The 25,192-nt window shown below is 42.9% G+C and carries 21 protein-coding genes; 8 read left to right on the top strand and 13 right to left on the bottom strand.

Going from position 1 to position 25,192, the window contains the following annotated elements; translation table 11 throughout:
• Nucleotides 1-106 precede the first annotated feature (106 nt).
• The gene (locus ACHEVO_RS03880; protein WP_394123990.1) at nt 107-991 is read right to left on the bottom strand and encodes a LysR family transcriptional regulator; all 885 of its coding nucleotides are present in this window, start codon (nt 989-991) and stop codon (nt 107-109) included.
• 185 nt (nt 992-1,176) lie between these two features.
• Here ACHEVO_RS03880 and ACHEVO_RS03875 point away from each other — a divergent pair, with 185 nt between their 5' ends.
• Nucleotides 1,177-2,304 carry an alkene reductase gene (locus ACHEVO_RS03875; RefSeq protein WP_394124384.1) on the top strand — a complete coding sequence of 376 codons (1,128 nt, stop codon included), beginning with the start codon at nt 1,177-1,179 and terminating at the stop codon, nt 2,302-2,304.
• Between the two features lie 109 nt (nt 2,305-2,413).
• Nucleotides 2,414-2,635: a hypothetical protein gene (locus ACHEVO_RS03870; RefSeq protein WP_394123989.1), complete on the top strand. Its 222-nt coding sequence runs from the start codon at nt 2,414-2,416 to the stop codon at nt 2,633-2,635.
• A 35-nt stretch (nt 2,636-2,670) separates the two neighbouring features.
• Here the strand turns inward: ACHEVO_RS03870 and ACHEVO_RS03865 are convergent, their stop codons facing one another.
• The 7 genes from ACHEVO_RS03865 to ACHEVO_RS03835 form a co-directional block, all read right to left on the bottom strand.
• Nucleotides 2,671-3,138, bottom strand: a complete 468-nt coding sequence (locus ACHEVO_RS03865; protein WP_224737935.1) for a DUF305 domain-containing protein — start codon at nt 3,136-3,138, stop codon at nt 2,671-2,673.
• A gap of 43 nt (nt 3,139-3,181) precedes the next feature.
• Nucleotides 3,182-4,207 (bottom strand): copper resistance protein B, encoded by a 1,026-nt coding sequence (locus ACHEVO_RS03860; protein WP_394123988.1) that lies wholly within the window; start codon nt 4,205-4,207, stop codon nt 3,182-3,184.
• Between the two features lie 25 nt (nt 4,208-4,232).
• On the bottom strand, nt 4,233-5,933 hold the full coding sequence (locus tag ACHEVO_RS03855) for a copper resistance system multicopper oxidase (protein WP_394123987.1): 1,701 nt from the start codon (nt 5,931-5,933) through the stop codon (nt 4,233-4,235).
• A gap of 119 nt (nt 5,934-6,052) precedes the next feature.
• Nucleotides 6,053-6,706: a DUF411 domain-containing protein gene (locus ACHEVO_RS03850; protein ID WP_394123986.1), complete on the bottom strand. Its 654-nt coding sequence runs from the start codon at nt 6,704-6,706 to the stop codon at nt 6,053-6,055.
• A gap of 155 nt (nt 6,707-6,861) precedes the next feature.
• Nucleotides 6,862-7,455 (bottom strand): c-type cytochrome, encoded by a 594-nt coding sequence (locus ACHEVO_RS03845; protein WP_394123985.1) that lies wholly within the window; start codon nt 7,453-7,455, stop codon nt 6,862-6,864.
• Between the two features lie 194 nt (nt 7,456-7,649).
• Complete coding sequence (locus ACHEVO_RS03840; protein WP_394123984.1) at nt 7,650-7,946, bottom strand: hypothetical protein; 297 nt, start codon at nt 7,944-7,946, stop codon at nt 7,650-7,652.
• 177 nt (nt 7,947-8,123) lie between these two features.
• On the bottom strand, nt 8,124-8,408 hold the full coding sequence (locus ACHEVO_RS03835) for a hypothetical protein (protein ID WP_394123983.1): 285 nt from the start codon (nt 8,406-8,408) through the stop codon (nt 8,124-8,126).
• A gap of 409 nt (nt 8,409-8,817) precedes the next feature.
• On the opposite strand from ACHEVO_RS03835, the gene ACHEVO_RS03830 reads away from it, so the two are divergent.
• From ACHEVO_RS03830 to ACHEVO_RS03820, 3 genes are all read left to right on the top strand, one after another.
• A complete protein-coding gene (locus ACHEVO_RS03830) occupies nt 8,818-9,540 on the top strand; it encodes a heavy metal response regulator transcription factor (protein WP_394123982.1) in 723 nt (240 codons plus the stop codon).
• 1 nt (nt 9,541) lies between these two features.
• Entirely contained in the window at nt 9,542-11,086 is a 1,545-nt protein-coding gene (locus tag ACHEVO_RS03825; RefSeq protein WP_394123981.1) for an ATP-binding protein, read from the top strand.
• A 380-nt stretch (nt 11,087-11,466) separates the two neighbouring features.
• Nucleotides 11,467-12,594 (top strand): M14 family metallopeptidase, encoded by a 1,128-nt coding sequence (locus tag ACHEVO_RS03820; protein WP_394123980.1) that lies wholly within the window; start codon nt 11,467-11,469, stop codon nt 12,592-12,594.
• A gap of 191 nt (nt 12,595-12,785) precedes the next feature.
• Here the strand turns inward: ACHEVO_RS03820 and ACHEVO_RS03815 are convergent, their stop codons facing one another.
• The 4 genes from ACHEVO_RS03815 to ACHEVO_RS03800 all read right to left on the bottom strand — a co-directional run bounded on the left by ACHEVO_RS03815 (nt 12,786) and on the right by ACHEVO_RS03800 (nt 17,975).
• On the bottom strand, nt 12,786-13,217 hold the full coding sequence (locus tag ACHEVO_RS03815; protein ID WP_394123979.1) for a DUF6789 family protein: 432 nt from the start codon (nt 13,215-13,217) through the stop codon (nt 12,786-12,788).
• 428 nt (nt 13,218-13,645) lie between these two features.
• Nucleotides 13,646-15,076: a patatin-like phospholipase family protein gene (locus ACHEVO_RS03810; protein ID WP_394123978.1), complete on the bottom strand. Its 1,431-nt coding sequence runs from the start codon at nt 15,074-15,076 to the stop codon at nt 13,646-13,648.
• A gap of 293 nt (nt 15,077-15,369) precedes the next feature.
• Nucleotides 15,370-16,338, bottom strand: coding sequence for an EamA family transporter (locus ACHEVO_RS03805; RefSeq protein WP_394123977.1), 969 nt, complete (start codon nt 16,336-16,338; stop codon nt 15,370-15,372).
• A 257-nt stretch (nt 16,339-16,595) separates the two neighbouring features.
• On the bottom strand, nt 16,596-17,975 hold the full coding sequence (locus tag ACHEVO_RS03800) for an aminotransferase-like domain-containing protein (protein WP_394123976.1): 1,380 nt from the start codon (nt 17,973-17,975) through the stop codon (nt 16,596-16,598).
• A 265-nt stretch (nt 17,976-18,240) separates the two neighbouring features.
• On the opposite strand from ACHEVO_RS03800, the gene ACHEVO_RS03795 reads away from it, so the two are divergent.
• Together ACHEVO_RS03795 and ACHEVO_RS03790 are read left to right on the top strand one after the other, a co-directional pair.
• On the top strand, nt 18,241-19,422 hold the full coding sequence (locus tag ACHEVO_RS03795) for an MFS transporter (protein ID WP_394123975.1): 1,182 nt from the start codon (nt 18,241-18,243) through the stop codon (nt 19,420-19,422).
• Between the two features lie 258 nt (nt 19,423-19,680).
• A complete protein-coding gene (locus ACHEVO_RS03790) occupies nt 19,681-20,898 on the top strand; it encodes an acetamidase/formamidase family protein (protein ID WP_201569086.1) in 1,218 nt (405 codons plus the stop codon).
• A gap of 132 nt (nt 20,899-21,030) precedes the next feature.
• On the opposite strand, the gene ampC is transcribed toward ACHEVO_RS03790, so the two are convergent.
• Nucleotides 21,031-22,206: a class C beta-lactamase gene (gene ampC / locus ACHEVO_RS03785; protein ID WP_394123974.1), complete on the bottom strand. Its 1,176-nt coding sequence runs from the start codon at nt 22,204-22,206 to the stop codon at nt 21,031-21,033.
• A gap of 609 nt (nt 22,207-22,815) precedes the next feature.
• Here ampC and ACHEVO_RS03780 point away from each other — a divergent pair.
• Nucleotides 22,816-25,173, top strand: a complete 2,358-nt coding sequence (locus ACHEVO_RS03780; RefSeq protein WP_394123973.1) for a sensor histidine kinase — start codon at nt 22,816-22,818, stop codon at nt 25,171-25,173.
• Nucleotides 25,174-25,192: the final 19 nt, after the last annotated feature.

The following is a 25,192-nucleotide window of genomic DNA, read 5'->3' as shown; positions in this document are numbered from 1 at the left end:
ACCTGTCCAGAATTTTGTGTAGGACCATGTTTAGTCTAGATAATACTTACATCAAGTTTAAAAACTTCCGATGTCGTTTCAAAGTTAACTATAGCTAAGTTAATTATTATAGATTTCGTAATTGCTCGATTAACCAACGATGTATGCCACTGTCAGCAGTACGTGGATGCCATGCTGCGATGACCTTAAAAGTAGGCGGCAATGCTTCAACCTTAAGCTCTTTGACCTTACTGCTCGGCAATAATCGCGAAGGATAAAACGCAATCATGTCAGTCGTGTGCAAAATATCTGGTACAGCCGAAAAGCTAGGAACCGACATCACAATATTTCGTTTTAGACCTTTTTCTGCAAACCATTGATCATGAGAGCCGCGTAAATTAGCACGCGAGGGTGACACTACTAGCTGCGCGTGTGCAGCCACTTGCGCCAGCGTTAATGGCTCTGTGGCAAAGGTGTTTTCACAACCTGTCACGCATAAATGCTGCTCTTCAAATAAAGTCACATACGATAAGTTATCAGGGATAAATTCAGGGAAGGTAATCAACAAATCAAGCTCGCCTGCTGCAATTAGCTGATTGATATTGTCTGAGGCAAAATCGCGTACGATTAACTTCAAATCAGGTGCGTCGCGTCGCGTAATATTAAACAATTGCGGTAATAATGCCTGCGTCGCATAGTCAGTCGCACTAATCGTAAATATGCCTTTGTATGTGTGCGGCATAAAAATCTCTGGCTCTAACAAATCTTCCAACTGCTTTAATATATGGTCAATAGGTTGCTGCATCGATAGCGCTTTTGGTGTTGCTACCATGCTATTGCCTTGACGAATAAACAAACGATCATCAAATACCTCACGTAACTTGCGTAACTGCTCACTGATGGCTTGTTGGGTCAGCCCCATTTTGCGTGCGACTTGCGACAAGTTTTTTAGATCAAGTAACGCCTGTAATACTCTAAGTTGCTTAATATCGAGCCGATTCATTCCATTCATAATGCATACCATTAATAATTGTATCTTAAACAAAAAACGGTTGTTTCTAATTGTACCTTTAAAACGCTATGCTGACCAACATTGCTTAAGTAGCCACTGAGTGAGCTATTAAGCATCAAAACAGGCCAAATACCTTTAATAATAAGCCATCAGCTGCTTTAAAAGAGACACTTATGACACAAACTATTCCAGATACAAAGACATTATTTTCCTCTGTAGCACTTGGGCCTTATACGCTCAAAAACCGTATCGTAATGCCGCCATTGACACGCTCTCGTAGCACGCAACCTGACAATATCCCTAATGACTTAATGGCCAGCTATTATGCACAGCGTGCGTCAGCAGGCTTTATGGTGACGGAAGGTACGCAGATTGAGCCAAGAGGTCAAGGTTATGCTTGGACGCCAGGTATCCATTCATCAGCCCAAGTTGAAGGTTGGAAAAAAGTCACGCAAGCAGTACATGACAAAGGCGGTATTATTTTTGCTCAGCTTTGGCATGTAGGCCGTGTGTCGCACACCAGCTTGCAGCCTAATGGTGCTCAGCCGGTAGGGCCATCAGCGATCGCTGCTGACAACGTAAAAGTCTTTATTGAAACAGGCCCAGGCGAAGGCGCATTGGCTGATCCAAGTGAGCCGCGTGCACTTAGTACTGATGAAGTTGGTGAACTGGTAAGTATGTATGCGGCCGCCGCACGCAATGCATTGGAGGCAGGTTTTGACGGGGTAGAGCTGCATTGTGCCAATGGGTATTTGGTCAATCAGTTTATCTCTGAGCATAGCAACACACGTGATGACCAATATGGTGGGTCGTTGACCAATCGTTTGCGCTTCTTAAAAGAAATCGTGGCTGCTGTCAGTGAAGTGGTGGGTGCTGATCGTTTAGGCGTGCGTTTTGCGCCTTTGTTTGCGAGTACGGATGAGACGCGTGTGTATTTAGGCTTGGTAGAGTCAAACCCTCATCATACGTATATTGAAGCGATTAAAGTCCTTGAGCAAGCGGGCATCGCTTATTTGTCAATTGCAGAAGCTGATTGGGATAATGCGCCTGATTTACCAGACACTTTTTATCAAGCGGTCAGAGCTGAGTTCTCAGGACGTATCATTTATGCTGGCAAGTACACGGTACAAAAAGCCGTGAACATTTTAGAAAAAGGCTACGGTGATTTATTCGCGTTTGGTCGTCCTTTTATTGCCAATCCAGATCTACCTGAGCGTATCGCCAATAACTGGCCATTGAATGAAGTAGATCCTACCACGATGTATGGTGGTACCGATGTTGGCTATAGTGATTATCCTTGCTATCAAGAATAGCGAAGCACTTAAACAATGAATAAGATAAGGCCATTAATGGCCTTATCTCTATTTGTAAATTTAACGCTTTTATATAAGCAGCGGCTTAATTATCAGTCGGTATCATACAATGAATAAAAATTCTAAAGACAGACTTATACGCATATTAATAGGATATATAGGGCTGTATCCAACGCTCCTAATTGTATTAACGTTATTGAAGCCTATAACTCAGGGTTTAAGCCTACCGGTGGTGGTGTTAATTGAAACCATCATACTCGTTCCATTGACACAGCTAGTTTCCTTCCCACTAGCGGGTAAGCTGGTTGATATGCTAAGAAAAGAGAAATAATCGCTCCTTACACCGTCCGCCTGTAAACCTTCCTCTTATTCAAGCTCATCAATCAACTGCTTCATTTCATCAATTTCACGCTTTTGGGCTTTTATAATATCATCAGCAAGCTGCTGCACACGCGGATCTTCAATATCAGCACGACTACTGGTGAGAATGGCAATCGAGTGATGCGGTATCATCGCCTGCATCCAATCGACTTGATCGACAGTTGCTTGAGATCTAACGCCCCAGATACCAACTGCAAACATCAATACACTTAGACCATAGATCATCAAATTGACCTTGGTCTTTTTATACATATTGGTCATAAATGCCAACATGACGACTGCCATACCGGCACCCATGTAGAGTGCCATATAAGCTCGGGTTTCACTAAAGTAAATGTGATCCCATTGGTAGGTATTGAAGTACATCATAATATACATGATGACAGTCGATGTCAGAATCATTAAGGTAAATTTTACATAAGGGTTCATATTTTTTTGCTTAGCAGCTTCCATGATATGACCTCCATTGTTTTGTTAAATTAAAGTGGGTAGACAGTTAAAACCAGAATTTGACCCCCGCAGTCAAACTACTGCTATCAACCGATTCATTTTCTTGACGTCGTTGATCACGAGCCTTGCCAAGTGCTGTCTCATAACTAACCCCCACATAAGGGGCTAGCTGGCGACTGAATGTCTCATAAGTAAGCCTAACTTCCGCCTCCATCTCATTAAAGCCTTTGGTAATGTCATTATCATTGTCATCTTTACTAAAGGCAGTCAACCCCACCTCCGGTATAACCACCCAATGCTGATCCAAACGCCACTCGTATTCTGCGCCCAAATCAAGACGAAACTGACCGTCCGTATATAAGTAGGCTCTCGCATCCGTTTCGATAAAATACGGCGCCGTGCCGACAATACCTGCCATCACGGCAGCGTTATCATTTTCAGTATCGTAAGCAATACCAGCTTCACTATTCCAAAAAGCACTCAGTGGTTTCCAATAAGCAAGTGAGCTCAAGCTATCAATTTCTTTATCATCCTTAGTCTGAGCACTACCTTCCGTACGTAGCCTTACACGATTACTATCCGTACCATACCAACCCGTCGCTTCGAAATTGATTTGGTCGTCATCAAACTGATGGCCCAAGTCGTCTACTGACACTCCCCATAATGGCATGCTGCCCATCATCATTGGCTTACCATACTGCCCGTAGGGAACCCCATTTGAGTAGTCTGGACTACGAGCATCAGCCGGTGGTTCACCACCCTGCATCCCTGACATATTCATACTGGCATGATCCATGCCGCTGTGGTCCATATCGGACATATCACTCGACATATCCATACTGCTATGATCCATACCAGACATATCGCCCGACATATTCATGCCACTGTGATCCATATCAGACATATCACTCGACATATCCATGCCACTGTGATCCATATCGGACATACCACCGGACATATCCATGCCACTGTGATCCATATTCGACATCTCAGCAGCTGTCGCAAAAGGTGATGTGAGCAAGACTAGCGATGACAAACCAATGAATGACAGATTTTTCTTAGATATTTTCATAATAAGCCTCATATTCGAAGGTTTGTTAAACGACGGCAACTTCTCTGAACATACCGGCCTCCATGTGATAGAGAAGATGACAGTGCCATGCCCATCGTCCAACTTCTCCCGTAACATCGAAGCTAATCTTTTGCGCTGGCTGAACCACAATCGTGTGTTTACGTACCTGAAAGTCTCCAGATGGCGTGCGCAAGTCGCTCCACATACCATGCAGATGCATAGGATGGTTCATCATCGTGTCATTAACTAAGGTGATACGCACGCGCTCGTTAGGTTTAATATTGACAGGCGTTGCATCCTTAAACATGACACCATCCAACGCCCAAATATAGCGCTCCATGTTACCCGTTAAATGTAGCTCGATCTCTTGGGTAGGCTTGCGCTGCTCTGCAAATATGGCCTCATCGACAGAGCGCAGCTGACTATAATTCAGCACGTCACGATTGATATTACGCAGGTTGATACCGGGATCATCTAGGTTCATACGTGGACTGTCGACACGCATATCAGATTTAAAGTCATACTCGGTCTTGGCGTGTTTTGCTTTGTAGCCTTTATCACCCATCGCACCCATCATATCGGCCATGGTCAACCATTCGATCTTGTCCATAGCAGGTATGGCAGCTCGCGCACCTTTTTTGGTCGCAAGCGTGGTCGCGACATAGCCTGAACGATCGATGTTTTGGGCAAATATCGTATGTGCATCTTGAGTAGGCGTGACGATGACATCATAGGTCTCAGCCACGCCAATGCGGAAATCATCAATCGCAACGGGTGCGACATCAATACCATCTGTTGCTACCACAGTCATCTTGAGACCCGGTATACGCACATCAAAGATGGTTTGCGCTGAAGCATTGATAAAGCGTAATTTAACGGGCTGTCCTGCTTTTACTAGTTGTGTCCAATTGGCCGCTGTGGTTTTACCATTCATCAGATAGGTAAAGGTCTTTTCGCCAGACAGATCGGTAAAGTCAGTCGGCATCATGCGCATCTGATTCCACATTTTGCGCTTGTCATAAGCGGCTTCTAAATCTGTTGCGGCAATATCAGACAATAGTTTTTTGAAGTCTGGCAGATGATAATTATCAAAGTCAGCGCGCTGTTTGAGCAACTTCAAGAGATTGTGTGGATCGCGTTGCGTCCAATCACTCAGCACTATCACATGGTCTTCTGCGACTGGATGACGCTCACGGCCTTTTGGCTCAATGACGATAGCGCCAAGCATTCCTGTTTGCTCTTGGAACCCACTATGAGAGTGATACCAATAGGTGCCTGATTGTTTGAGTTTGAATTTATAAGTAAAGGTGCTATTTGCAGGAATGCCATCGAAACTGATACCTGGTACGCCATCCATTTCAAATGGGACGAGCAGACCATGCCAATGAATAGAGGTCGACTCATCCATCTGATTGTGTACACGGATAGTTACGGTATCGCCTTCACGCATCTTTAGCGTTGGCGCTGGCAGCGAGTCATTGATCAGCGTCGCCATACTCGACTTGCCATTGACAGTGACGGGCTTCTTGCTGACATACAAATCAAACTCATTACCGGTTAGGATAGGTACGATATGGTCAGATTTATCACTGTTGACGGCTACATTCTGCTGGCCTTTACCGAGCGCACTATTGGCAATAGACGGTAGGGTGGACAGCATGGATGCCCCTAACAAGGTAGAAGATCCTGTCAAAAAACGCCTGCGATTAAGCATAGTTTTGTTCATAATTATTCACCTGATTTATATCCATAAAGTGAGAGTTGGGTCTATATATTTATCAGCTAAGCCTATGACTTTGGTCATTTATTAGTAGAGCTAGATAAGCGATTTAAACGACAACCAAGCTAGATTTGCTGCTGCGGTGTGTCAATAGTTGCATAAATAGCTGTTGAGCCATCTTTGTTAAGCTGCATCACTTTATATGGCATAAATTTATCTTGGTATTCCATACCTGGGCTACCGACTGGCATGCTCGGTACGGCAAGACCGATCGCATCACTTGGCGGGTTTTTTAGGAACTGAGCCATATACTTAGCAGGGACATGACCTTCGAAAACGTAGCCATCAGTAGTGACGGTGGTATGGCAAGAGCGCATTTGCTGCGGTACGCTGTATCGCTCTTTAAATAAGGATACGTCTTCGACATTCTGTGCAGTTGCGTTTAGACCATGACCTTCGGCATAACCAACCCATTCTTTGCAGCAGCCACAATTGGCATCTTTATAGACGGTGGCTGAGATGTTTTTTAGGATAGTTGATTGGGTATCTGAAGGAGCGCTGACTGGCATTATTTCCGCTGTTGGTTGCTCCGTTTGCGTAGTTTGCACGTTTTGTGCAGCAACAGTTGGCTCAGTCGCTGGTGTTGAGTCAGCAGCAGCGGAATTAGGTTGACTACAAGCGGCAATCGTTAACGATAATGGTAATACCACGATCGCCGAGAGCACACGGCCAGATATCAGATTATGTTCATTAATAAATCTATTAGTATAGCGTCTCATAAAACCACTCCCGAGCGTCTGTCTGACGATTAAATATTATAAAAACTAGAGCCCTATCACTGGATAAAATATCACTGGACAAAATAGTGCTAGCAAAGCTTAAAACTCAAATCGCAAAAAGCAGCACTATTGAGCACTGCATTTTGTACAAAAAATCAATGTTGCATTTTGGATCCATCACCTGACATATCCATCTCACCATCAAATGACATATCCAACATACTATCGTCTAGCCGAGTCGTTAGCATGGTGTATTGGTTCTCATTTAAGTCAGGTAGCGATCTAATAAAAGCGACCATCGCCCATATCCTGTCATCATCGTGAGTAGCGCCCCAAGCGGGCATGCCAGACGCCATAATGCCATGTTTAATCGCCCAAAAGCTTTGTCTGGCACCAGCCTCGTTTCGATAGCGCTTAACGATATCCGCCTGAGTAAAGTTAGGAGGCTTTGGGTACATACCGCTATTTAAATCTGTGCTGTTGACGCCAGGAGACAAATGACAGCCTGCACACATATCTTTGTAATCTGCACCGCCCGAGCTGATCATTTCCGCCTTTTTTAAATTGGGAACCAAAATATTCTTACTGGCATGTTCAATCGAGCGTGTGCGGGCAGTTTCTAAAAAATCGTAAACCAGCGGACTATGAGCTCGATCAGCACCGATATTTATCATGCCACTAGTCACCGTAATAAAAATACCCACAATAGCGACAAAGACAGTAAAAAATATTCCTAACAAGAACTTCATAGGTTTGTCCTAAAAATCCATTTTCTTTAATATCCCATTACTGCTTGATCAGCTTCTCTGACAATATAGTCAAGTCTATATAAATCCGCTACAGCGTTATCCTCGCTAAGCATACTAATGTATAACTTGCACTCGGTTTCCTTGTATCGAAATTATATTGAACTGACTATAGTGTTGAACTTATAAATCGATATTTAAGAGTCGCTATCGCTGCTCACACAGTGCTTTTGGTACATCGCTTTCATTTTGCTCATGTTAGCCATCATGGCTTTCATAGCAGGATCATTTATATCCATTTTGCTATGATCCATTTTTTGCATCATCTGCATATGCTTTTCCATTTTCTCACAGTTCATTTGGTCTTTTTCAGCATGCATTTTTGGGTCGTGCGCCAAAGCAGAGGTTGAAACAACTAAGGCTATAGCAGTTGCTACGATTGATTTAGACAGTGGCATTGATTTGAGCAGTGGCATTGATTTGAATAATGACATGGTAAATCCTTATTTAAATTGGTATGTAGTCGAAAAGACTTTAAGATATTAAGTTACTTTAAAGCATACTTTAGTGATTCTGACAGAGAGATGACGGTAAGATTACAATTCTGTCATCTTACTATTTATGGTTTTTAATGTTGTCAGTAATCCTTTAGTATGACATCAGAGCTGATATCACTTATCGCTACTATATTTGTTGATAAAGTATTTTTCAGACTGTAGATGTTGATCTTTGTGTTCAATCTCACAAGCCACTCTCGCATCGATATAGCTTTTCATTTGTGAATTTGAGAGCTGAGCATCGTTATGATCCAAGTTTTTTGCAAACTCAGTCACAGCGTCGCAGTTGTTGATGATTGAAGTGCTTAGATCCGTCGTATGCGCATTGGCAGTGCTAGTACCGATAAGTACAGATACCGACAGCAGTAATACTTTTTTGAATGAACCGTGAACTTTCATATAAAACCTCTTTTGTAAGTTATTTACATTGATTACCGATAAAAATAATTCATCGTAGTTAGGGCGTGTCCTCATTTTAAAAATGGTGATAAAAATGAGATAAATTGCCGTCAAACGAGGAAAATAGTGCAGATAATATCGAGATATTGACCAACTATTTGACGATGTTTGGCAAAATTTAGCTGTTTTTAGCCCATTTAGAGACACTCGTTTGAATTGAGGACATGCCCTAAGTATTGGATAGTAGCTAGGTATCGAAAACGAGCAGCTATTTATCGTTTATGTAGGTTAGCAAAATAAAACTGACAGTCTGATTACGAGCACATGACATCTTTGTCAGCTACCAGTCAATGTTGTCACCTGTGCTAGTTAGAACGTTAAACAATCATGACCGTATTGAGGAATTACAATGAAAGTACTGCTGGTAGAAGATGAATTGAAGCTTGGCGAGTATATAAAAAAAGGCTTAACCGAAGCTGGGTTTATCGTGGATCATCAGCTAACAGGATTAGATGGCTATCATGCATTGATGACGGAAGAATTTAGCGTGATATTGATGGATGTGATGCTACCTGATGTTAGTGGCTTTGAGCTGGTGCGTAATTACCGAGCGGCTGGCAAGCATACCCCTGTGTTATTTCTAACCGCAAAAGATGATTTGAGCGACAAGATAAAAGGGATTGAGATTGGTGGTGATGATTATTTGACCAAACCTTTTGCCTTTGCAGAATTGATCGTCAGGATGAAAAGCTTATTACGACGTGCCAATCAAGCCGACTATCAAAGTACGATTATGCAAATAGCGGATCTTAAGATGGACATTGGCAAGCGTACGGTGCATAGAGGAGATAAGCCTATTAAGCTCACGGCAAAAGAGTTTTCCTTACTACAGTTTTTATTAGAGCGTCGCGGTGAAGTGCTTCCACGCTCAATCATCGCCTCCCAAGTATGGGATATGAACTTTGAAAATGATACCAATGTGATTGATGTGGCGATAAGGCGTCTTCGTATAAAAATAGACGATGAGCATGACGCAAAGCTGATTCATACGGTGCGCGGGATGGGCTATCGGTTAGAAGCGGTCGATACAGCGCTTGATAGCAAACCATCTCACGAAGCTGGCAATATCTAATATGAAATATAGGTTTGATAATCGGCGCTTGCCACTATTATGGCGTACTGTGCTATTGCTCACGATATTTGTTGTTATATCGCAGGTTATTATTTATATATGGATACAGCGTTCTGTTAAAGGCCATTTTGAGCAAATGGACGCTGAGATTATGACCCATGCGGCTTTTAACCTACGTAAACGAGTGATAGATAGTAGCCCTATAACTTCTCAAACCCTACCTAGCTCTCAAAATCTATTGAATAGTCAACAGCCGCTAAGAGCGGCACCTGACGTAATGCCTGATGGAGATACTTCTACCGCAGTGATATCAGAGGAAGCTGATCATCAGCATTCTTCTTGGCTGGATTACGATCTAAAAACCATTATCGCTAATAAAGAAGGGCAGATACTGTCTAGTACCCCCAATAACTTTGCTCAAGAGCTAGGAGCAGGGTTTAATCTTTCATCACTGAAACAAGATAATGATAAGCAACAGTTTGTGATGAATATCAACAGCCGATACTATCGAGCAATGGTCATTGAAGACGACAAAATGCTTGCGCTTATCGCATTGCCTATAGATGTGCATCATCAGTATTTATTACAGTTCAATCGTCAGCTTAGTATGATTTTGTTCGCGATTACCTTGTTGCTCGTCTCAGTAGCGGCGTTGGGTGTGTACTGGGGTTTTGCACCTTTGGCGACCATCGTCCAAAAAATGAAAACAATGAATCCTGACAGATTGGATGACAGAGTCACGGTCAGTGATATGCCGTTAGAGCTGCGACCATTAGCAGAATCTTACAACTCAATGATGGCCAAGCTTGAAAGTAATTTTGAGTCTTTGTCACGGTTTTCAGACAATATCGCCCATGAGCTGCGCACTCCAATAGCGACACTCAGCACGCAAACGCAAGTCATGTTAAACAAACCGAGAGCTGGTGATGAATACATTGAGCAGCTACACCATCAACATGACACGTTAGAGCAGCTGTCGGCCATGATAAACAACATGCTGCTACTGGCAAAAACCCAAAAAGGATTGAGTGACTCGCAAATCAGTCATGTGGATACGGACCGTTTAATCACCAAGCTTGTTGATTACTACGAAATGATTGCAGAAGACAGAGGTATCGCTATTGAAACCAAAGGTGAGTTCAGCGCTGTTTTAGGAGATAAAAGTTTATTACAAAGGCTCTTTGCTAATCTGATATCGAATGCGATTTATTATGCTGCTCAAGATAGCGTTATAACCATTAGTGCAGATAGAGTAAACTCAGATAAGATAGTGGGCACAATGATAACCAGCCGCCAACAATCAAAACAAGCTATTCTACGAATCACCATCACCAACCAATTAGATGAGCCGTTGACACAAAGTGAGGCAGATAAGTTGTTTGAGCGCTTTTATCGACATCACAAAACAATAGATCGCCATACAGGAACAGGTTTGGGTCTATCTATCGTACAGTCTATCGTTGGGGCGCATAACGGTAACGTCAGTATTACTATAAAAGACGATGAATACTTTCAAGTGAGTGTCGAATTATTGGCGGAAGTTTAATCTTTTAGTAGGGCGTGTCCTCATTTTAAAAATGGTGATAAAAATGAGATAAATCGCAGTCAAACAAGGAGAATAGCGCAGATAATATCGAGATATTAGTCAGCTATTTGACACCGTTTGGCAAGATTTAGCCATTTTTAACTCATTTAGATGACTATCGATTGAATTGAGGACACGCCCTAGTCAACAATAGATATTCAATCTGAATAGATAGATTTGGCAAGTGATTGCCTTGAAAACGAGTTGGTAATGACCAAGTAAATGTATATCTAGTGCCCCATACAAAGTTAGAGATTATTAAAAGGCAATAGGTAAAATAGTAAGTCGATAACGAACATAATACTTAAAACACAATCATAAAAACCAATTAGGGAATGACTATGCATATCACGGCTAATTTCGATGCAGGCAATATTGATGTGATCAATACTGATGACAAAAAAGACATTCAATTAGCGATTCGCCCAGATGTTGGTGGCGAGTTCTTTCAGTGGTTTAACTTTCGTCTGTCAGGTCAAATAGGGGAGCAGTATGTTCTCAATATTCTGAATGCAGGAGAGGCCTCTTATCTGGAGGGTTGGGATGATTATCAAGCGGTGGCTTCTTATGATCGTCAGCATTGGTTCCGTCTGCCAACGTCTTACAAAGATGGCAAATTGACCATCGTGGCAGAGTTAGAATGCGAAACCATTCAAATTGCGTACTTTGCGCCTTATAGCTATGAGCGTCATCAAGATTTATTGGCCGCTGTGCAAGTGCATCCGCTAGTGACGTTAGAGCATCTAGGCGAAACGCTTGATAAACGTGACTTGACCCTAGTCAAAATCGGGGATGGAGATGCTAGTAAGCGCAATATATGGATTACTGCTCGTCAGCATCCAGGTGAAACGATGGCTGAATGGCTGATCGAGGGCTTGTTGTATAGCTTGTTAGATAACGATAATGCGACTGGCAAACAGTTATTAGACAAGGCCAATTTTTATATTGTCCCTAATATGAACCCTGATGGCAGTGTACGTGGACACTTGCGTACTAACGCTGCCGGAACCAATTTAAACCGTGAATGGCAAAGTCCAAGCTTAGACAAAAGCCCTGAAGTATTTCGTGTGATTAATAAAATGGAAGCGACAGGCGTGGATCTATTTTATGATGTGCATGGTGATGAAGCATTGCCATACGTATTCCTCGCTGGGTCACAAGGGACGCCAAGCTACAGTGACCGTCTTGCTGGACTACGTGATAAGTTTTCAGAGGTATTAAAGTTAGCCAGTGCTGATTTTCAGTCTGAGATTGGCTATGAGATTGATGCACCAGGTGCTGCCAATATGACCGTTGCCACCAATTGGGTAGCAGAGCGTTTTGATTGCCTCGCCAATACGTTAGAGATGCCATTCAAAGACAATGATAATCTGCCCGATGAAGAGATGGGTTGGTCGCCAGAGCGTTCTATCAAATTAGGCGAAGCATCACTGGTAGCAATGCTAGCTGTCGTGGATGATTTACGATAACTATAGAAAAAAAGCTGCAGAAAATAAAAAGCTGCTAATGATGGCCAAGTGTTTTAGTGGTCATCGTTAGCAGCTTATTTCAAATACTTATAAAGGCACTTAAGTTTATATTTTTGATGTCACTTTTTAATGTTGATTTTTGATATCGAGTTTCAATCAAATATTCTTATAGCTGATTGGTGTTTAAGTTTTTAGTGTGCGGCAACCAGCTTGGCATAAACTTTGCCCAATACTACACCAAATACGAGATGTAGCATAAGAGTAGCGATGGGAATCATAATGCCGCTTGGCATAGATAAACCAAATAAGCCATTGCCCATCATGGGCATAATAGCAATCATCATCATAAACCAACCAATTGCACCTACCATTGCGCCAGTCAGCGTAAAGTTCTTACTCCTATCCGTACCTGCTATCAATGCCATGACGATACCATAGCCGATCGATCCGATCATAAAGTGAGCAATCCACGCTATTATGTGACTGCCACCCATCATCGATACAAGCATCGCAATAATATCTAAATCAGGCATGAGGCCTATTGCACTTTTTAGCATGAGAAGTAGCGACATAACGATGGTCGCGATAAAAGCAGCTATTATTCCAGCCATATATTTGTTCATAGTAGTCATTCCTTTTTCAGGTTTGAATCGTTATTATTTTCTTAACGTTTTTAATTTTGGTTATTATCCAGTCGTAATACATTGGAGATAGACGGCCGCTTATATATACGGTAGAGATATTGAAGAATATGGGTAATCTTCAAGACTATCGTGTACTACCTGCCAAGTATTAAAAACCCCAATATGTATTGTTTCTACGATAAAAGGTCTTGAACAGTCATTCAAGTAATTTTGAGTAATCGTTCAATATTACTTGTAACCACAAGTACGCTATAAATATTCAGTTCGAAGAGAAATGAGGTGGATATAGTAAATAGAGATAAAGGTAGAAAAATGCGGTAAATGTAGGCTGGCATGCTATCAGTCATGATGCTGCTTATGCGTTTTGACAGTCACGCATACTTGATTATTGGCAAGCATGATGACGGTCATTGGAGGGCATTGCGGAAATTTTGAAACTCTTTAGATTGTTCAAGTAAATCACTGCCCAAATAGCGTAGATCATCTACTTGTTCAGGTTGTAAATGAAAAGTGGTCGGCATGGCATCGAACTTTGCACGCTCTGTTTTATCTTTGACTTGATCGAAGGTTAATACGGAGAAATGCACTTCTACCTGAGGCGCACTTGCAGGTCGCTGAGCATTTACATGCTCTCCCCATTGTAAAAACTCTTTTTTGGCCAATGAGACAGTTTCGTTATTTAGTGTGCCTAGTGCGACTTCACTCGCCGCTGAAATGGTATCAAGAAAACTCGGGTCTTTATTTTCTACTGACCACTCATGCTCTGAATAGGTCTGAGCATTGGCCACAACGACCAGTACTTGTCTGACTTGGCGTAATTTCGCAGGACTGAAAGCGCCTGCCATGTTGGGCACATCGCCATATTGGGTCACAGGACTCATCATTGAGCCGCGCACGCCAAGATTATCGGTTACCCCGCCATCTACCAAGCGCACTACTGGCATCCGCTCTGGCTGCGAATACCGATCTAACGCGCGAGCTATCGCATAACTACGCGGCAAATGACTGTCTTGATTTAGTGCGTCATTGACCCAAGGCTGCGAGCGCTGCGAACAATCAGAAAAGTTGTGTAGAGCAATAGGGGCAAAGATGCCAGGGACTGAAGAAGAGGCCATCACCGCATTGGCAACTGGATAGCTTGATAAATCCGAACACAAAAAGTCGAACTGTTGCTGAGTAAATGAAAAAGTCATCGCGTTGTTTAGATCACTTGCATTTAGGATAACGTAAGGCAATTTTCCACGGCTCATATCAGCAAAGGTCTTTTGTTGAAATAGACTGTTGTCTAAATTGTCAGCCACCAAATCCCCACGATTGTATTCAGAACTGCTCATCGCTATTAGGCTTTGCGGACGTATCGCAAGTCTAATCAGTCGTGATTGCCAGTCTTCATACAAAAATTCTGGAGCAAATTTCTCAAAAATGTCATCGCCAAATAGCCCATAATACGCTGCCGTGTAGCTCCCGCCAGATACCGAAGAGATGACATCGACTTCATCTAATAGTCGGCGCTCTACGCCATTGATAGTTACTGGTGTATCACGTAGCTTTTCTAGCACCCCGTAGCTGAGTGCTGCTGCCCGTGTACCACCGCCAGAAAAGGCAAGTACAACAAAGACTTCGTCTGAATTTTTTGGGAGGTTGTTATGAAAATCATAGCGAGCAGTGCTCTTATCTATAATAGGCTTGTTCCAGACTCGTTTTGCGCAACCAGTGAATAACAGCGAGATAACAATGATGATAAATAAAAAAAACGCAAAGCATAATCGAGGTGAAACCATCAGTTTTGAGAGTTTCTGCAGCAGACGATCATAGTAAGTCGGTATGTCTATACGCATGCAAATCACCTCAAAGTTTGTAGACTACGGTGCGCTCTGTACTTTTTACTTGATGACAGAGCAAACCACGTCAGTTTTCGACTTCCATGTCGGTTGTGACTTAACACTTAAGAGCAGTAAACTTAAGAGCAGTAAACTTAAGGGCAGTGGGCACCTTATAAATATGACGTATATAAAACAAAGCTGATATAGATTGATTTTTTGCTAGTATCAGTCACGGTGGGAAATTTAATTACTATGAATAAACCTTAACTGGACGGTAATAGCGAGTCAAGATAAAACTGAGTAACCATTCAAATAGCCCTTCTTTTCATTTTCACATTCGCCAATAGCAGTCCTGATAAGATCAATATCATGGCCAGCATCTTCCACCAAGTCACCACTTCTCCTGTGAGTAGTACTGAGGTCACCATACCGAATACGGGCACCAATAGTGCAAACGGCATAACCTTAGACGCGGTATTTTGACTGAGTAAGTGTGCCCACAGGCCAAAGCCAATTAAGGTTGAGATATAGACGATAAACCCAAGTGAGAGCCAAGACTTGAGTGATGCTTCAGTAAACGTCGCCATCTGCCATGCATCAGTCTCAAATGTAAGAGAAGATATCGTTAACATCACGCAAGCAATGAGACCGCCCCAGACTACCAACGCTAGCGCAGACAGAGCAGAGGCTTTATTTTTTCCAGTGCTAGATGTAGTAACAGATACCCTTGTTCCTTGCGGCATCACTTTTAGAGCCATTTGCTCTGACGTTTTTTCTGAGGCCTGTTTTGATGCTTGCTTGGAGGCAATGTTGCCAAAGCTCCAACCGATGGCAGCTATCAGGATACAGATGAACCCTGCCAAAGGCATATCACCGCCAAGGTTTAGCGCAATCACACTGAGTCCTAGTACACCGACCAACATACCGATGATTTGCATACGGCTGACTGCTTCGCCCAATATAAAGTACGCTAGCAAAACCGTGATAAAAATCTGAATTTGTAGCAGTAGTGCCGTCAGCCCCGGGGATGAACCCAGATGCATCGCTGTAAAGACAAAGGCGTACTGCATGACAAATGTACCGATGGCATAAATAAACAAGGTACGGTTGAATTTAGGCGGCTTTAGAAACAATACCAGTGGCACAGCAGTAAAGAAAAAACGCAGGGCGGTAAGCATCAATGGTGGAAAGCTCTCAAGACCCCACGCAATAAAAGTAAAATTTACGCCCCAGATAAAGGTAACCAGTACAGTCAATGCAGTATATATAGGGGACATATGAGCTATCCTAGAGAAATAGTATCCGTTGTCGGGGATGGTTGGATTTAATTGTGTTCGGCTTATGTTTGGCTGATATTTAGGCTTAGAATTATAGTCGAAAGGTTGCCATATAATAAGACGGTACTAGCACACTATAGTCGATTCAATTTAAAAGTAGTACAAGGCAACCGAGTATAGATGTACATTTGATACTTCAAGCGAGGTTAACGCTGTCATACTTTTATAGTGGAATGACTATATAAGTCTCTGATTGGTCAGTCTAAAGATTGAGCCAATACCTCGAAAACTTTTGAATGACTCATTTGTGCCACATTGAACCGCATAAAGTTCTCAGCATTGTCCGATTGGCTAAAAACATTGCCCGGCGCCAATACCACACCCTGTGATAAGCAGCGATTGGCCAATTCGGTCGCATTATTATTCTTAGGTAATCGGCACCATAGGAACATACCTGCTTGTGGGAGCAGCCACGGTACGATGCCTAATTTAGCCAATCGTGGTAGCGTATGAGTACGCGCGCTTGCCAGCCGAGTATGGATATCATTCATATGCTTACGGTAGCCGCTATCAGTCAACGCTGAGAACACAACCGCCGCTGCTAACTGACTGCCACCAAAGCCAGTCGCTATCTTTAAATCTACCAAACTCTCAACCCACTCTGTAGGTGCTGCAATATAACCACAGCGTAGGGATGCGGATAACGTTTTAGAAAAACTGCCGATATAGAATACTCGTGATAACCCATCCAAAGCCGCCAATCTCGCCGCAGGCTTGACTTCAAAATCTGCAAAAATATCGTCTTCGATAATGTACAAATCAGCCGCTTGAGCCAATTGTAATACACGGTATGCCGTAGCAGGTGATAACGTGGCACCCGTAGGATTATGAATGGCAGCATTGGTGATGTACAGACGCGGCTTATGCTCATCTAAAATCGCTGCAAAGGCCTCTACATCTGGCCCGTTTGGCGTATAAGGGACGCCAACCACTTTGACTCGATGGGCAAGCAGCTGTGCTCGAAAATTAAAGTAGCAAGGATCATCGACGATGACCGTATCACCTGGCGTCAGCAAAAATCGAAAAATCAAATCTATCGCCTGAGTGCCTGAATCCGTCAATATGACCTGTGACGGTTCTGCATTGATACTCAATCCTGCCATACGCCGCGTGAGTAGTTGACGCAATGCTAACAGCCCTAGCGGCGTTGCATACTCACTGATAATGGACGCGTCAGCTTTTGCTACATTTCGCAGACCACGGCGTATACCTGCCTCAAACAGCCAGTCCGCTGGTAACCACCCACAGCCTGGCTTTAGCGCACCATCGGGTGGCTCCAGCGACTGCCGCGATACCCACAATGGGTCTACCACTCGATCAATTTTTGGTGCTATATCTGTCAATGATAGCGGCGCTGTCGTCTCTGCCACATAGAACCCTGCACCAGGCCGAGAGTAAATAAAGCCCTCAGTTTGCAGGCGCTCATAGGCTTCAACCACGGTAGATGGCGAGAACCCATAATCTTTGGCAGCAGCACGGACGGAGGGTAGTCGCGACTCTGGCATGTAGATGACAGTCGCTATTTTCTCTTTTACGTCAGCCATGACAACTTCGATGCGTGTTAGCTTCTTATTCATATTTTTTACAATTTTTGGTAGGGCGGCTTTTATGAAGGTTTTATCTTAAGGTTATAGCTAGGACAATATATTAATTTTATGTTCGAACTGTATGGGTTTTATAGACCAAACAGTTCTGTCTAATTGTACTGTATTGTATATAGATAACCTACTGTGCTTTTGTTTTAATTATTGAACGTAAACGATGTAGAGGTAGATGTGTTTCTACTGTGAATCACACTAACCTCAGTCAATTCAACGATTATTATTCAAAAAGCAGCGATATATGACCACTAAAAAATATAATAAATATCTGGCGTTTGCCTTATGTGTGATAACGACAAGCGTCAATATTCAAGGGCCGCTTTATGCCGTTTATGCGCACAATGATGGCTATGGTGTACTAGCAACTACGATAGCGTTTTCCTTTTATGTATTAGGCGTCATACCTGTATTGTTGGCTTTTGGTGGATTGTCTGATCGAATCGGACGGCGCAAGACCATTGTAATCTCTTTGGCACTATCAATAGCGGCGACGGCTCTTATGTTGTTCTATCCGTACACGCGAGCGTTAGCAGTAGCACGACTCATACTGGGTGTGGGAACGGCTCTGATGGCTGCTACGGCGACGGCCTATATGATTGAGCTGCTTGGCTCATCAGATACGATGCGTGCGACAGCGTGGGTGACGGCCAGTACGACGATAGGTTTTGGTCTTGGTCCTGTATTGACGACAGTTTCTTTGATGTTTTATGAAACCGATCAGCCAGCCAGTTTTTTCTTACTGCTAGCGAGCGGGATATTCGCTATGTTTTTGTTATATCAATTACCAGAGACAGCACCTAAACGCACTAATTTGCCCACCTCTATGCTACGGCTACCTTATTTTAACCGTGAAGTCATTTGGTATGGCAGCGGTATTTTGATTTGTTGGGCAACGACAGGATTGGTGTTGTCAGTTATTCCCTCTGTACTGGCCACGCATGGACTCGCTAAGTATGCAGGGATATCCTCTATGTTAGCCATCAGTTGTGGATTGATCGTTCAGCCAATCGCCCGAAAACTTGACCCTCAAGTTTCAAGCAAGCTTGGTCTTTTGATCTTACTACCAGCATATGCTTTGTTGGCTTGGGGAACTTTGAACGCCAACCTACCAGTGATTCTTTTGGCCGCTTTTTTAGCTAGTAGTAGTTGTTATGGCTTTGTCTATTTAGGAGGTATGCTAGGAGTCGCACGCTCGGCTGGCAATGAGCAGGCACGTGCGAGTGCAGGCTATTTTCTGATGGCATATATAGGGCTTAGTGTGCCTGTCATCTTTACTGGTTTAATTGTTGATCGGTATGGTGCTGCTACTGCATTCTACGCCTTTGGTGTGTTTTCATTAGTTGGTGTGATTGTCTTATTTGCCAGTCAGCCTATATTGAAAATCGGTCATCGTTCGAACGCCAATTTGCATAGCGTGACTTAGAATAAAATTGATAGTACAGTTCTCTATCCATTATCGTTTCATTCAATATTTTTTAATTTAATACCTCTACATGCAATATCTATGCTCTAAAACAATGCTTTTTTTATGCTGAAGCACCACGATAAAGCAAACAATTGTATCAATATAGTGCTTTTATCCCTAACTTTAATAGAAAACACCGTTTTGCCCATGGCATAGAACTTGCCCTTATACAGGTATGACAATATTGTCATGCTTTAACTAAAGAGGGTATGTTCTATGTTTAAAAAAACCATTCTTTCACTGTTTATTCTAAGCGCGTTTGGTATATCAGTATCCCAAGCAGAAGACTTTACGGTTCTCAAGCAAATAGCAGATAAACCTACTCAGTTGAGTAGTGGGGAATACAAAGGCAATTACTATGTACCTTCTACTTTAGACACCATAACATGGGGATATTTGCCCAACAGAGACGCCAGCCCCGTTATGTCTGTTACCTCTGGTAGTGTGGTGACTTTTGATACCGTCTCACACGAAGGTTTGCTCGAAGATCAGGGCCGTGATGCAGCAAAATACTTTAAGTCAAAAGGGGTCAAAGACGACTTTATTTTAGATGAAGCAAAAACAATAACAAAATCAAAATTAAAACATGACTTTGATAAAGATGGTCCACATATCGTGACAGGCCCTATCGAAATCAAAGGGGCGCAACCAGGCGATATCCTAAAAGTAGAAGTCATCAACGTTGAGCCGCGCGTGCCGTATGGTGTCATCTCTAACCGCCATGGCAAAGGCGCATTGGCAGGCGAGTTTCCCAAAAAAGCAAAACAAGACAACGCGTCTGCCGCTCACCCTGAGCGCTACGGCAATGTCTCCGTATTTACGCCTATCGAAAAAAATGCCAAAGGTGAATACGAAGGTATCCTAAAAACAGATTCTGGTAAGTCTATACGTTTTCCACTCAGTCCCTTTATGGGTCTAATGGGTGTCGCAGCAAACACCTCAGAGCGAGTACATTCAGTTCCACCTGCTATGTATGGTGGCAATATTGATATCAATGAATTGGGTGCAGGGGCGACGGTTTATTATCCGGTACAAGTGGCAGGTGCACTGTTTTATACAGGTGACAGTCACTTTGCCCAAGGCGATGGCGAGGTTGCATTGACTGCCCTTGAAGCATCTGCTCGTGCCACTTTCAAGTTTACATTGCTAAAAGCAGGTAAAGATAAGATTCCGGGTAAGGAAATTGTGCAACCTTTGGCAGAGAATGCTGAATTTTGGATCACGCCAGGGCTAGATGAAGATTTGGATGAGGCGATGAAGAAGTCTACTCGTGAAGCGATTCGTTTCTTAAATCAAGAGTATGGTATTGATGAGGCAATCGCTTATGCTTACCTAAGTGCAGCGACAGATTTTGAAGTATCGCAAGTCGTGGATAAGACCAAAGGTATTCATGCCAAAATTCGTAAAGCAGATTTCAAAGAGTTTGAAAAATAGTACAAATTAACGATCTCAACTTCAGAAAAAAAGTCCTTTATACTGATATAAAGGACTTTTTTACATTCATTATATTGGTTTAAAAAAGGTGAATATCACTAGAAACACAGTAACGTTCTATTTTCTTCTACTTCAATTAGCCATCGCACTTTGCAGGATGGTGTAAGCCGCTTTGACCCTCTCTGCGTTGGGGTAGTTCTTATTTGCCAAAATGACAATACCAGATTTTTTTGCGGGAATATAAGCGATATATCCACCGAACCCATTGGTAGCGCCTGTCTTGTTCACCCATACATCGTTTAAAACACGTGTCGGCTGATTGTTTGCTATGATGGGCTGTGGCTTGAGTACCACATCCGTTGAATTACCTTCAAGCAGTGTATCTAGCTGAGTGGGGAATGGATACATCTCCCACGCCAATCCCTGTGTAAAAGTGCTCGCTTGATAGTATCCCTTTCTAGTGTTTTGCAATGACTGTTGAATATCTTTATCCAAAGGGATTAACCCCATGTTAGCCGCCATGTAATGAGTCATATCCGCGCTGGTTGATTTAATACCATAGGCTTCGGCGTCCAAAATCCCAGGGTTAACTCTTATCGGCTCTCCAGCAGCGTTATAACCAAACGCATAATCGCCCATTTTGTCATTAGGAACATTGACAAAGGTACTAGGCATATTGAGTAAGGGCAGTATTTTATCTTCCATTACCTGTGTGTAATCCGCGCCCATACTCAAAGCTGATATATGGCCGAACAGTCCTATACTGGCGTTAGAGTATAGACGTTTTGAGTTGATAGGGAAGGCAGGTTGCCACGACTTATAGTAGCGGAACAATTCCTTATTATTTTTGACATCGTTAGGTACTTGAAGTGGTAGACCACCAGCCGAATAGGTGGCTAGGTTGATAAGCTTGGTGTTACCAATGGCGCTGTCTTGTAGATAAGGAATGTATTTATCAGCGGTATCCTCCAAGTCGAGTGTGCCATTGAGTTCGGAGTAACTGGCCAAAGTCGCGGCAAAGGTCTTACTGATAGAGCCCAACTCAAAGATAGTGTTTTCTGAAACAGCCTTGCCAGATTGTTTGTCAGCCAAACCGTAGTTATAAAAAGACGACTTTCCATCGACAATAATACCAAACGCCATACCTGGAATATCATGTGCTTTCATTAGCGACTTGGCTTGTGCATCTACTGTGCTTTTCAGATGGCTGTTGCTGTCTGCTGCTTGCACTTGTCCAGATATCAATGAGGCGGCAATGACAGCAGTCAGACCAACTCGGCTAAAAAGTGTTTGCACTGATTTTTTCATGATTATATTACTTGTCCGTTTTGTTAGAAGTAGCGGAGGTCTATTCCTTTAGCGAGTCTGCAAATAGGTTACTGACTTCGAGAATGTCATTTCGTATTTCCCTATTTTATTTTTACAGAACCTCCGTATTTTTACAGAATACCAATATTCCGGCAAGCTGAAATCGGTTTATTGAACATGGATTAAAAGTTAATTCATACCTCTACTATGAATGTTTAAACGTATTTATCTCTCATTTATTGAGGAATTGTCGTGTGCACGACAAACTTCTAAGCGCTGTTATGAAATTATAGTCTACAGGCAAGGGATGTCGTCAATGATAAACCTTAACTTATCACTAAATGAATTAATCAGGGATGAATGATGAATAGTAATCAAAATGCTTATGGTATTGTCTGCGCTGTTTTTTTTGTTTGACAGCAATTTGGCGCATTTTTTTTGTTATGTTTAAAATGAGGACAAACCCTAAAAACACGACTTTTGTCATTATCTTGTCATAACCGCATCGTATCCTTGAGCTCACTATGAATGGTGGCTGCGTATGGCTGATGTCTTGACTTATTGTATGAGTCATTGATAACAGTAGGCGCATCAATACAAGGTTTGTTTATGAGTGTGGCTAATCGGCTTGGTAGTATTTCCACGCGCATGCTGATTATTTTGGCATTGGCTTTTTCATTGATTATTCTGATGGTGTACTGGGTTATTGAAACCCAAGCGAAGCCGCGCCTACTAGAGATGACTTCAGAAACAGTGGTTGAAACGGGTAATGAAGCAATCAATAGCATCATGGCGAGTATCAGCCATGTCGATGGATTGGCAAAGGCGACCAGTACGATGGCTGGTGGCTTGCCAAAAGAAGACGTTCTTTATAAAGAAACCTTTGGCAATCTCATGCAGCAGACGGACCTGCGAATCGTGGGCGGAGGTGTATGGTTTGACCCCAATATGTATGAGCAAGGTCGAGAGCGTCAGTCGTTTGTGTGGGCGCGTGATGATGCAGGCAACATGCAACCATCAGAACGCTATAATCAAGTGAGCCAAACACCCAATCCTTATTATCGAGATTGGTGGTACATTCCAGCGATGTATGCACGTCATGACCACTGTGTCTGGAGCCGTGCGTATGTGGATCCCGTGAGCAATCAGCCGATGATGACGTGTGCAAAGTCATTATATGACAGTCGTAACCAAGCTTTTGATGGCGTGGTGAGTTTTAATTTGTTATTGGATAATCTCGATGATGCCATGCAAAAATGGCAAGATAAGGTAGGTGGATACGTCTTCTTGGTAGACTTGGACAATCGGTTTTTGACCTTTCCTGATCAGTCGATGGTCACTCAAGTGACGGAAGATAATCCTCAGGGCGAAATGGTAACCGCACATCAATTGGCCAAGAAAAAACCTAGCTTTGCACCTATTGCTGATCGCCTAGATAGTATCAATCACACACTGATCGATGAAGCGACTGCCAAAGATGAAGGCCGTTTCACGCTCGCCGCCCGTAGTATTTTGAGCACGACCAATTTGGACAAAATCAGCGAACAAGAATCCCAATTACTCTCCGCATTATTGCTGTTGAACATCGATCAGACGTTTAACTTAGTCGGCAGTCATTTGGTCGATACCATCGCTGTGCCCAATGATTTTGTGTTGCAGCAGTCTGCCACCGCTTTTGTGTTTCGTATGCCATTTACGTATTGGAAGATGGTCATCGTTAAGCCTGATAATGACATGATGAGCGTGGCAAATGCACTGTCAAACCAGCTGATTCAAGCCATGCTATTGGGGTTTATTCCGATTTTATTACTGACTGCATGGGTATTTCGTCGCTACTTTACGCGTCCATTAAAGCACATGGCAATGGCCGTGGCTGATATGGGCACATTGATTGAGCAAAAACAATATCAAAAATTAAGCGTGCATAAATTGCCACACTCAAATGTCAGTGAAATCCAAGTCATCAGCGAGCAGACCAATCAACTGATTGATCGTGTCGTCGAAAACGAAGGCGCGCTTGCTGAAATAAATGTCCATCTAGAGAGCCAAGTGACCGCCCGTACGAAAGATTTGCAGCAAGCCATGGACGAATTAAAAGCCTCACAAGTGCACCTAGTACGCTCCGAAAAAATGGCCACACTCGGTCAGATGGTGGCAGGCGTGGCGCACGAGGTCAATACGCCTCTTGGCTATGTGCGTAGTAATATGGAGCTGGTCGGTGATAACCTCATGCGTTTTGATGAGCTGATACAGCATACCGATCAATTATTGCATGCGTTAAAAGAACCAGAGGCTGACCAAGCACAAGTGACTCAATTGATAGAGGAGACCTTGCAGTATTGCGAGGCAATTAAAGAAGATGAAGTCAGTGAGGATTTGACAGATTTGATCAAAGACGGCCTGTATGGCGTCGATCAGATTGCGGAGTTGGTCGTGAGTTTGCGTGATTTCTCTCGAATTGACGAATCCAAGGTAAAAGAGGTCGATATCAATGACTGTATCAACACGTCTTTGGTGATGGCACGTAATAATCTAAAAACTCTAGATGTCAGCACCAGCCTTGCTGAGCTACCATTGATTCAATGCAATCCTTCGCAAATCAACCAAGTATTACTCAATCTATTTAATAATGCCGCCCAAGCCATGCCAATGGATTATAAAGGGACATTACAGATCCTCTCGTCTGTTGATGAGTCGCGACAATACGTGGCAATCAGCATTACAGATAATGGTGTTGGTATCAAAGAGAGTATTTTAACGCAGATCTTTGAGCCTTTTTTCACCACCAAAAAAGCCGGTGATGGCACAGGGTTGGGATTGGCTATCACAGCACAAATTATCGAACAACATAGCGGTCGCATCGAGGTCAGCTCAATCGTTGGCACTGGAACGACGTTTACCATCCTGCTGCCGATACAGTCTATCGCTCATAAAACCGAATCTTCGCAGGCCTTATTTGAAAGTTGAGAGATTTCCAACTACTTAT

Origin of the sequence: Psychrobacter nivimaris, from assembly GCF_043419765.1 — a bacterium.
Classification (GTDB): Bacteria; Pseudomonadota; Gammaproteobacteria; order Pseudomonadales; family Moraxellaceae; genus Psychrobacter.
This window is presented reverse-complemented; position numbering and strand designations above follow the sequence as displayed.

Excerpts from the sequence above, each read along its gene's own strand:
- ACHEVO_RS03815 (WP_394123979.1), bottom strand. The coding sequence starts at position 13,217 with ATGAACAAATATATGGCTGGAATAATAGCTGCTTTTATCGCGACCATC.
- ACHEVO_RS03830 (WP_394123982.1), top strand. The coding sequence starts at position 8,818 with ATGAAAGTACTGCTGGTAGAAGATGAATTGAAGCTTGGCGAGTATATA.
- ACHEVO_RS03810 (WP_394123978.1), bottom strand. The coding sequence starts at position 15,076 with ATGCGTATAGACATACCGACTTACTATGATCGTCTGCTGCAGAAACTC.
- ACHEVO_RS03865 (WP_224737935.1), bottom strand. The coding sequence starts at position 3,138 with ATGGAAGCTGCTAAGCAAAAAAATATGAACCCTTATGTAAAATTTACC.
- ACHEVO_RS03820 (WP_394123980.1), top strand. The coding sequence starts at position 11,467 with ATGCATATCACGGCTAATTTCGATGCAGGCAATATTGATGTGATCAAT.
- ACHEVO_RS03825 (WP_394123981.1), top strand. The coding sequence starts at position 9,542 with ATGAAATATAGGTTTGATAATCGGCGCTTGCCACTATTATGGCGTACT.
- ACHEVO_RS03780 (WP_394123973.1), top strand. The coding sequence starts at position 22,816 with ATGAGTGTGGCTAATCGGCTTGGTAGTATTTCCACGCGCATGCTGATT.
- ACHEVO_RS03855 (WP_394123987.1), bottom strand. The coding sequence starts at position 5,933 with ATGAACAAAACTATGCTTAATCGCAGGCGTTTTTTGACAGGATCTTCT.
- ACHEVO_RS03860 (WP_394123988.1), bottom strand. The coding sequence starts at position 4,207 with ATGAAAATATCTAAGAAAAATCTGTCATTCATTGGTTTGTCATCGCTA.
- ACHEVO_RS03805 (WP_394123977.1), bottom strand. The coding sequence starts at position 16,338 with ATGTCCCCTATATATACTGCATTGACTGTACTGGTTACCTTTATCTGG.
- ACHEVO_RS03840 (WP_394123984.1), bottom strand. The coding sequence starts at position 7,946 with ATGTCATTATTCAAATCAATGCCACTGCTCAAATCAATGCCACTGTCT.
- ACHEVO_RS03880 (WP_394123990.1), bottom strand. The coding sequence starts at position 991 with ATGAATGGAATGAATCGGCTCGATATTAAGCAACTTAGAGTATTACAG.
- ampC (WP_394123974.1), bottom strand. The coding sequence starts at position 22,206 with ATGAAAAAATCAGTGCAAACACTTTTTAGCCGAGTTGGTCTGACTGCT.
- ACHEVO_RS03795 (WP_394123975.1), top strand. The coding sequence starts at position 18,241 with ATGACCACTAAAAAATATAATAAATATCTGGCGTTTGCCTTATGTGTG.
- ACHEVO_RS03845 (WP_394123985.1), bottom strand. The coding sequence starts at position 7,455 with ATGAAGTTCTTGTTAGGAATATTTTTTACTGTCTTTGTCGCTATTGTG.
- ACHEVO_RS03800 (WP_394123976.1), bottom strand. The coding sequence starts at position 17,975 with ATGAATAAGAAGCTAACACGCATCGAAGTTGTCATGGCTGACGTAAAA.
- ACHEVO_RS03835 (WP_394123983.1), bottom strand. The coding sequence starts at position 8,408 with ATGAAAGTTCACGGTTCATTCAAAAAAGTATTACTGCTGTCGGTATCT.
- ACHEVO_RS03850 (WP_394123986.1), bottom strand. The coding sequence starts at position 6,706 with ATGAGACGCTATACTAATAGATTTATTAATGAACATAATCTGATATCT.
- ACHEVO_RS03870 (WP_394123989.1), top strand. The coding sequence starts at position 2,414 with ATGAATAAAAATTCTAAAGACAGACTTATACGCATATTAATAGGATAT.
- ACHEVO_RS03790 (WP_201569086.1), top strand. The coding sequence starts at position 19,681 with ATGTTTAAAAAAACCATTCTTTCACTGTTTATTCTAAGCGCGTTTGGT.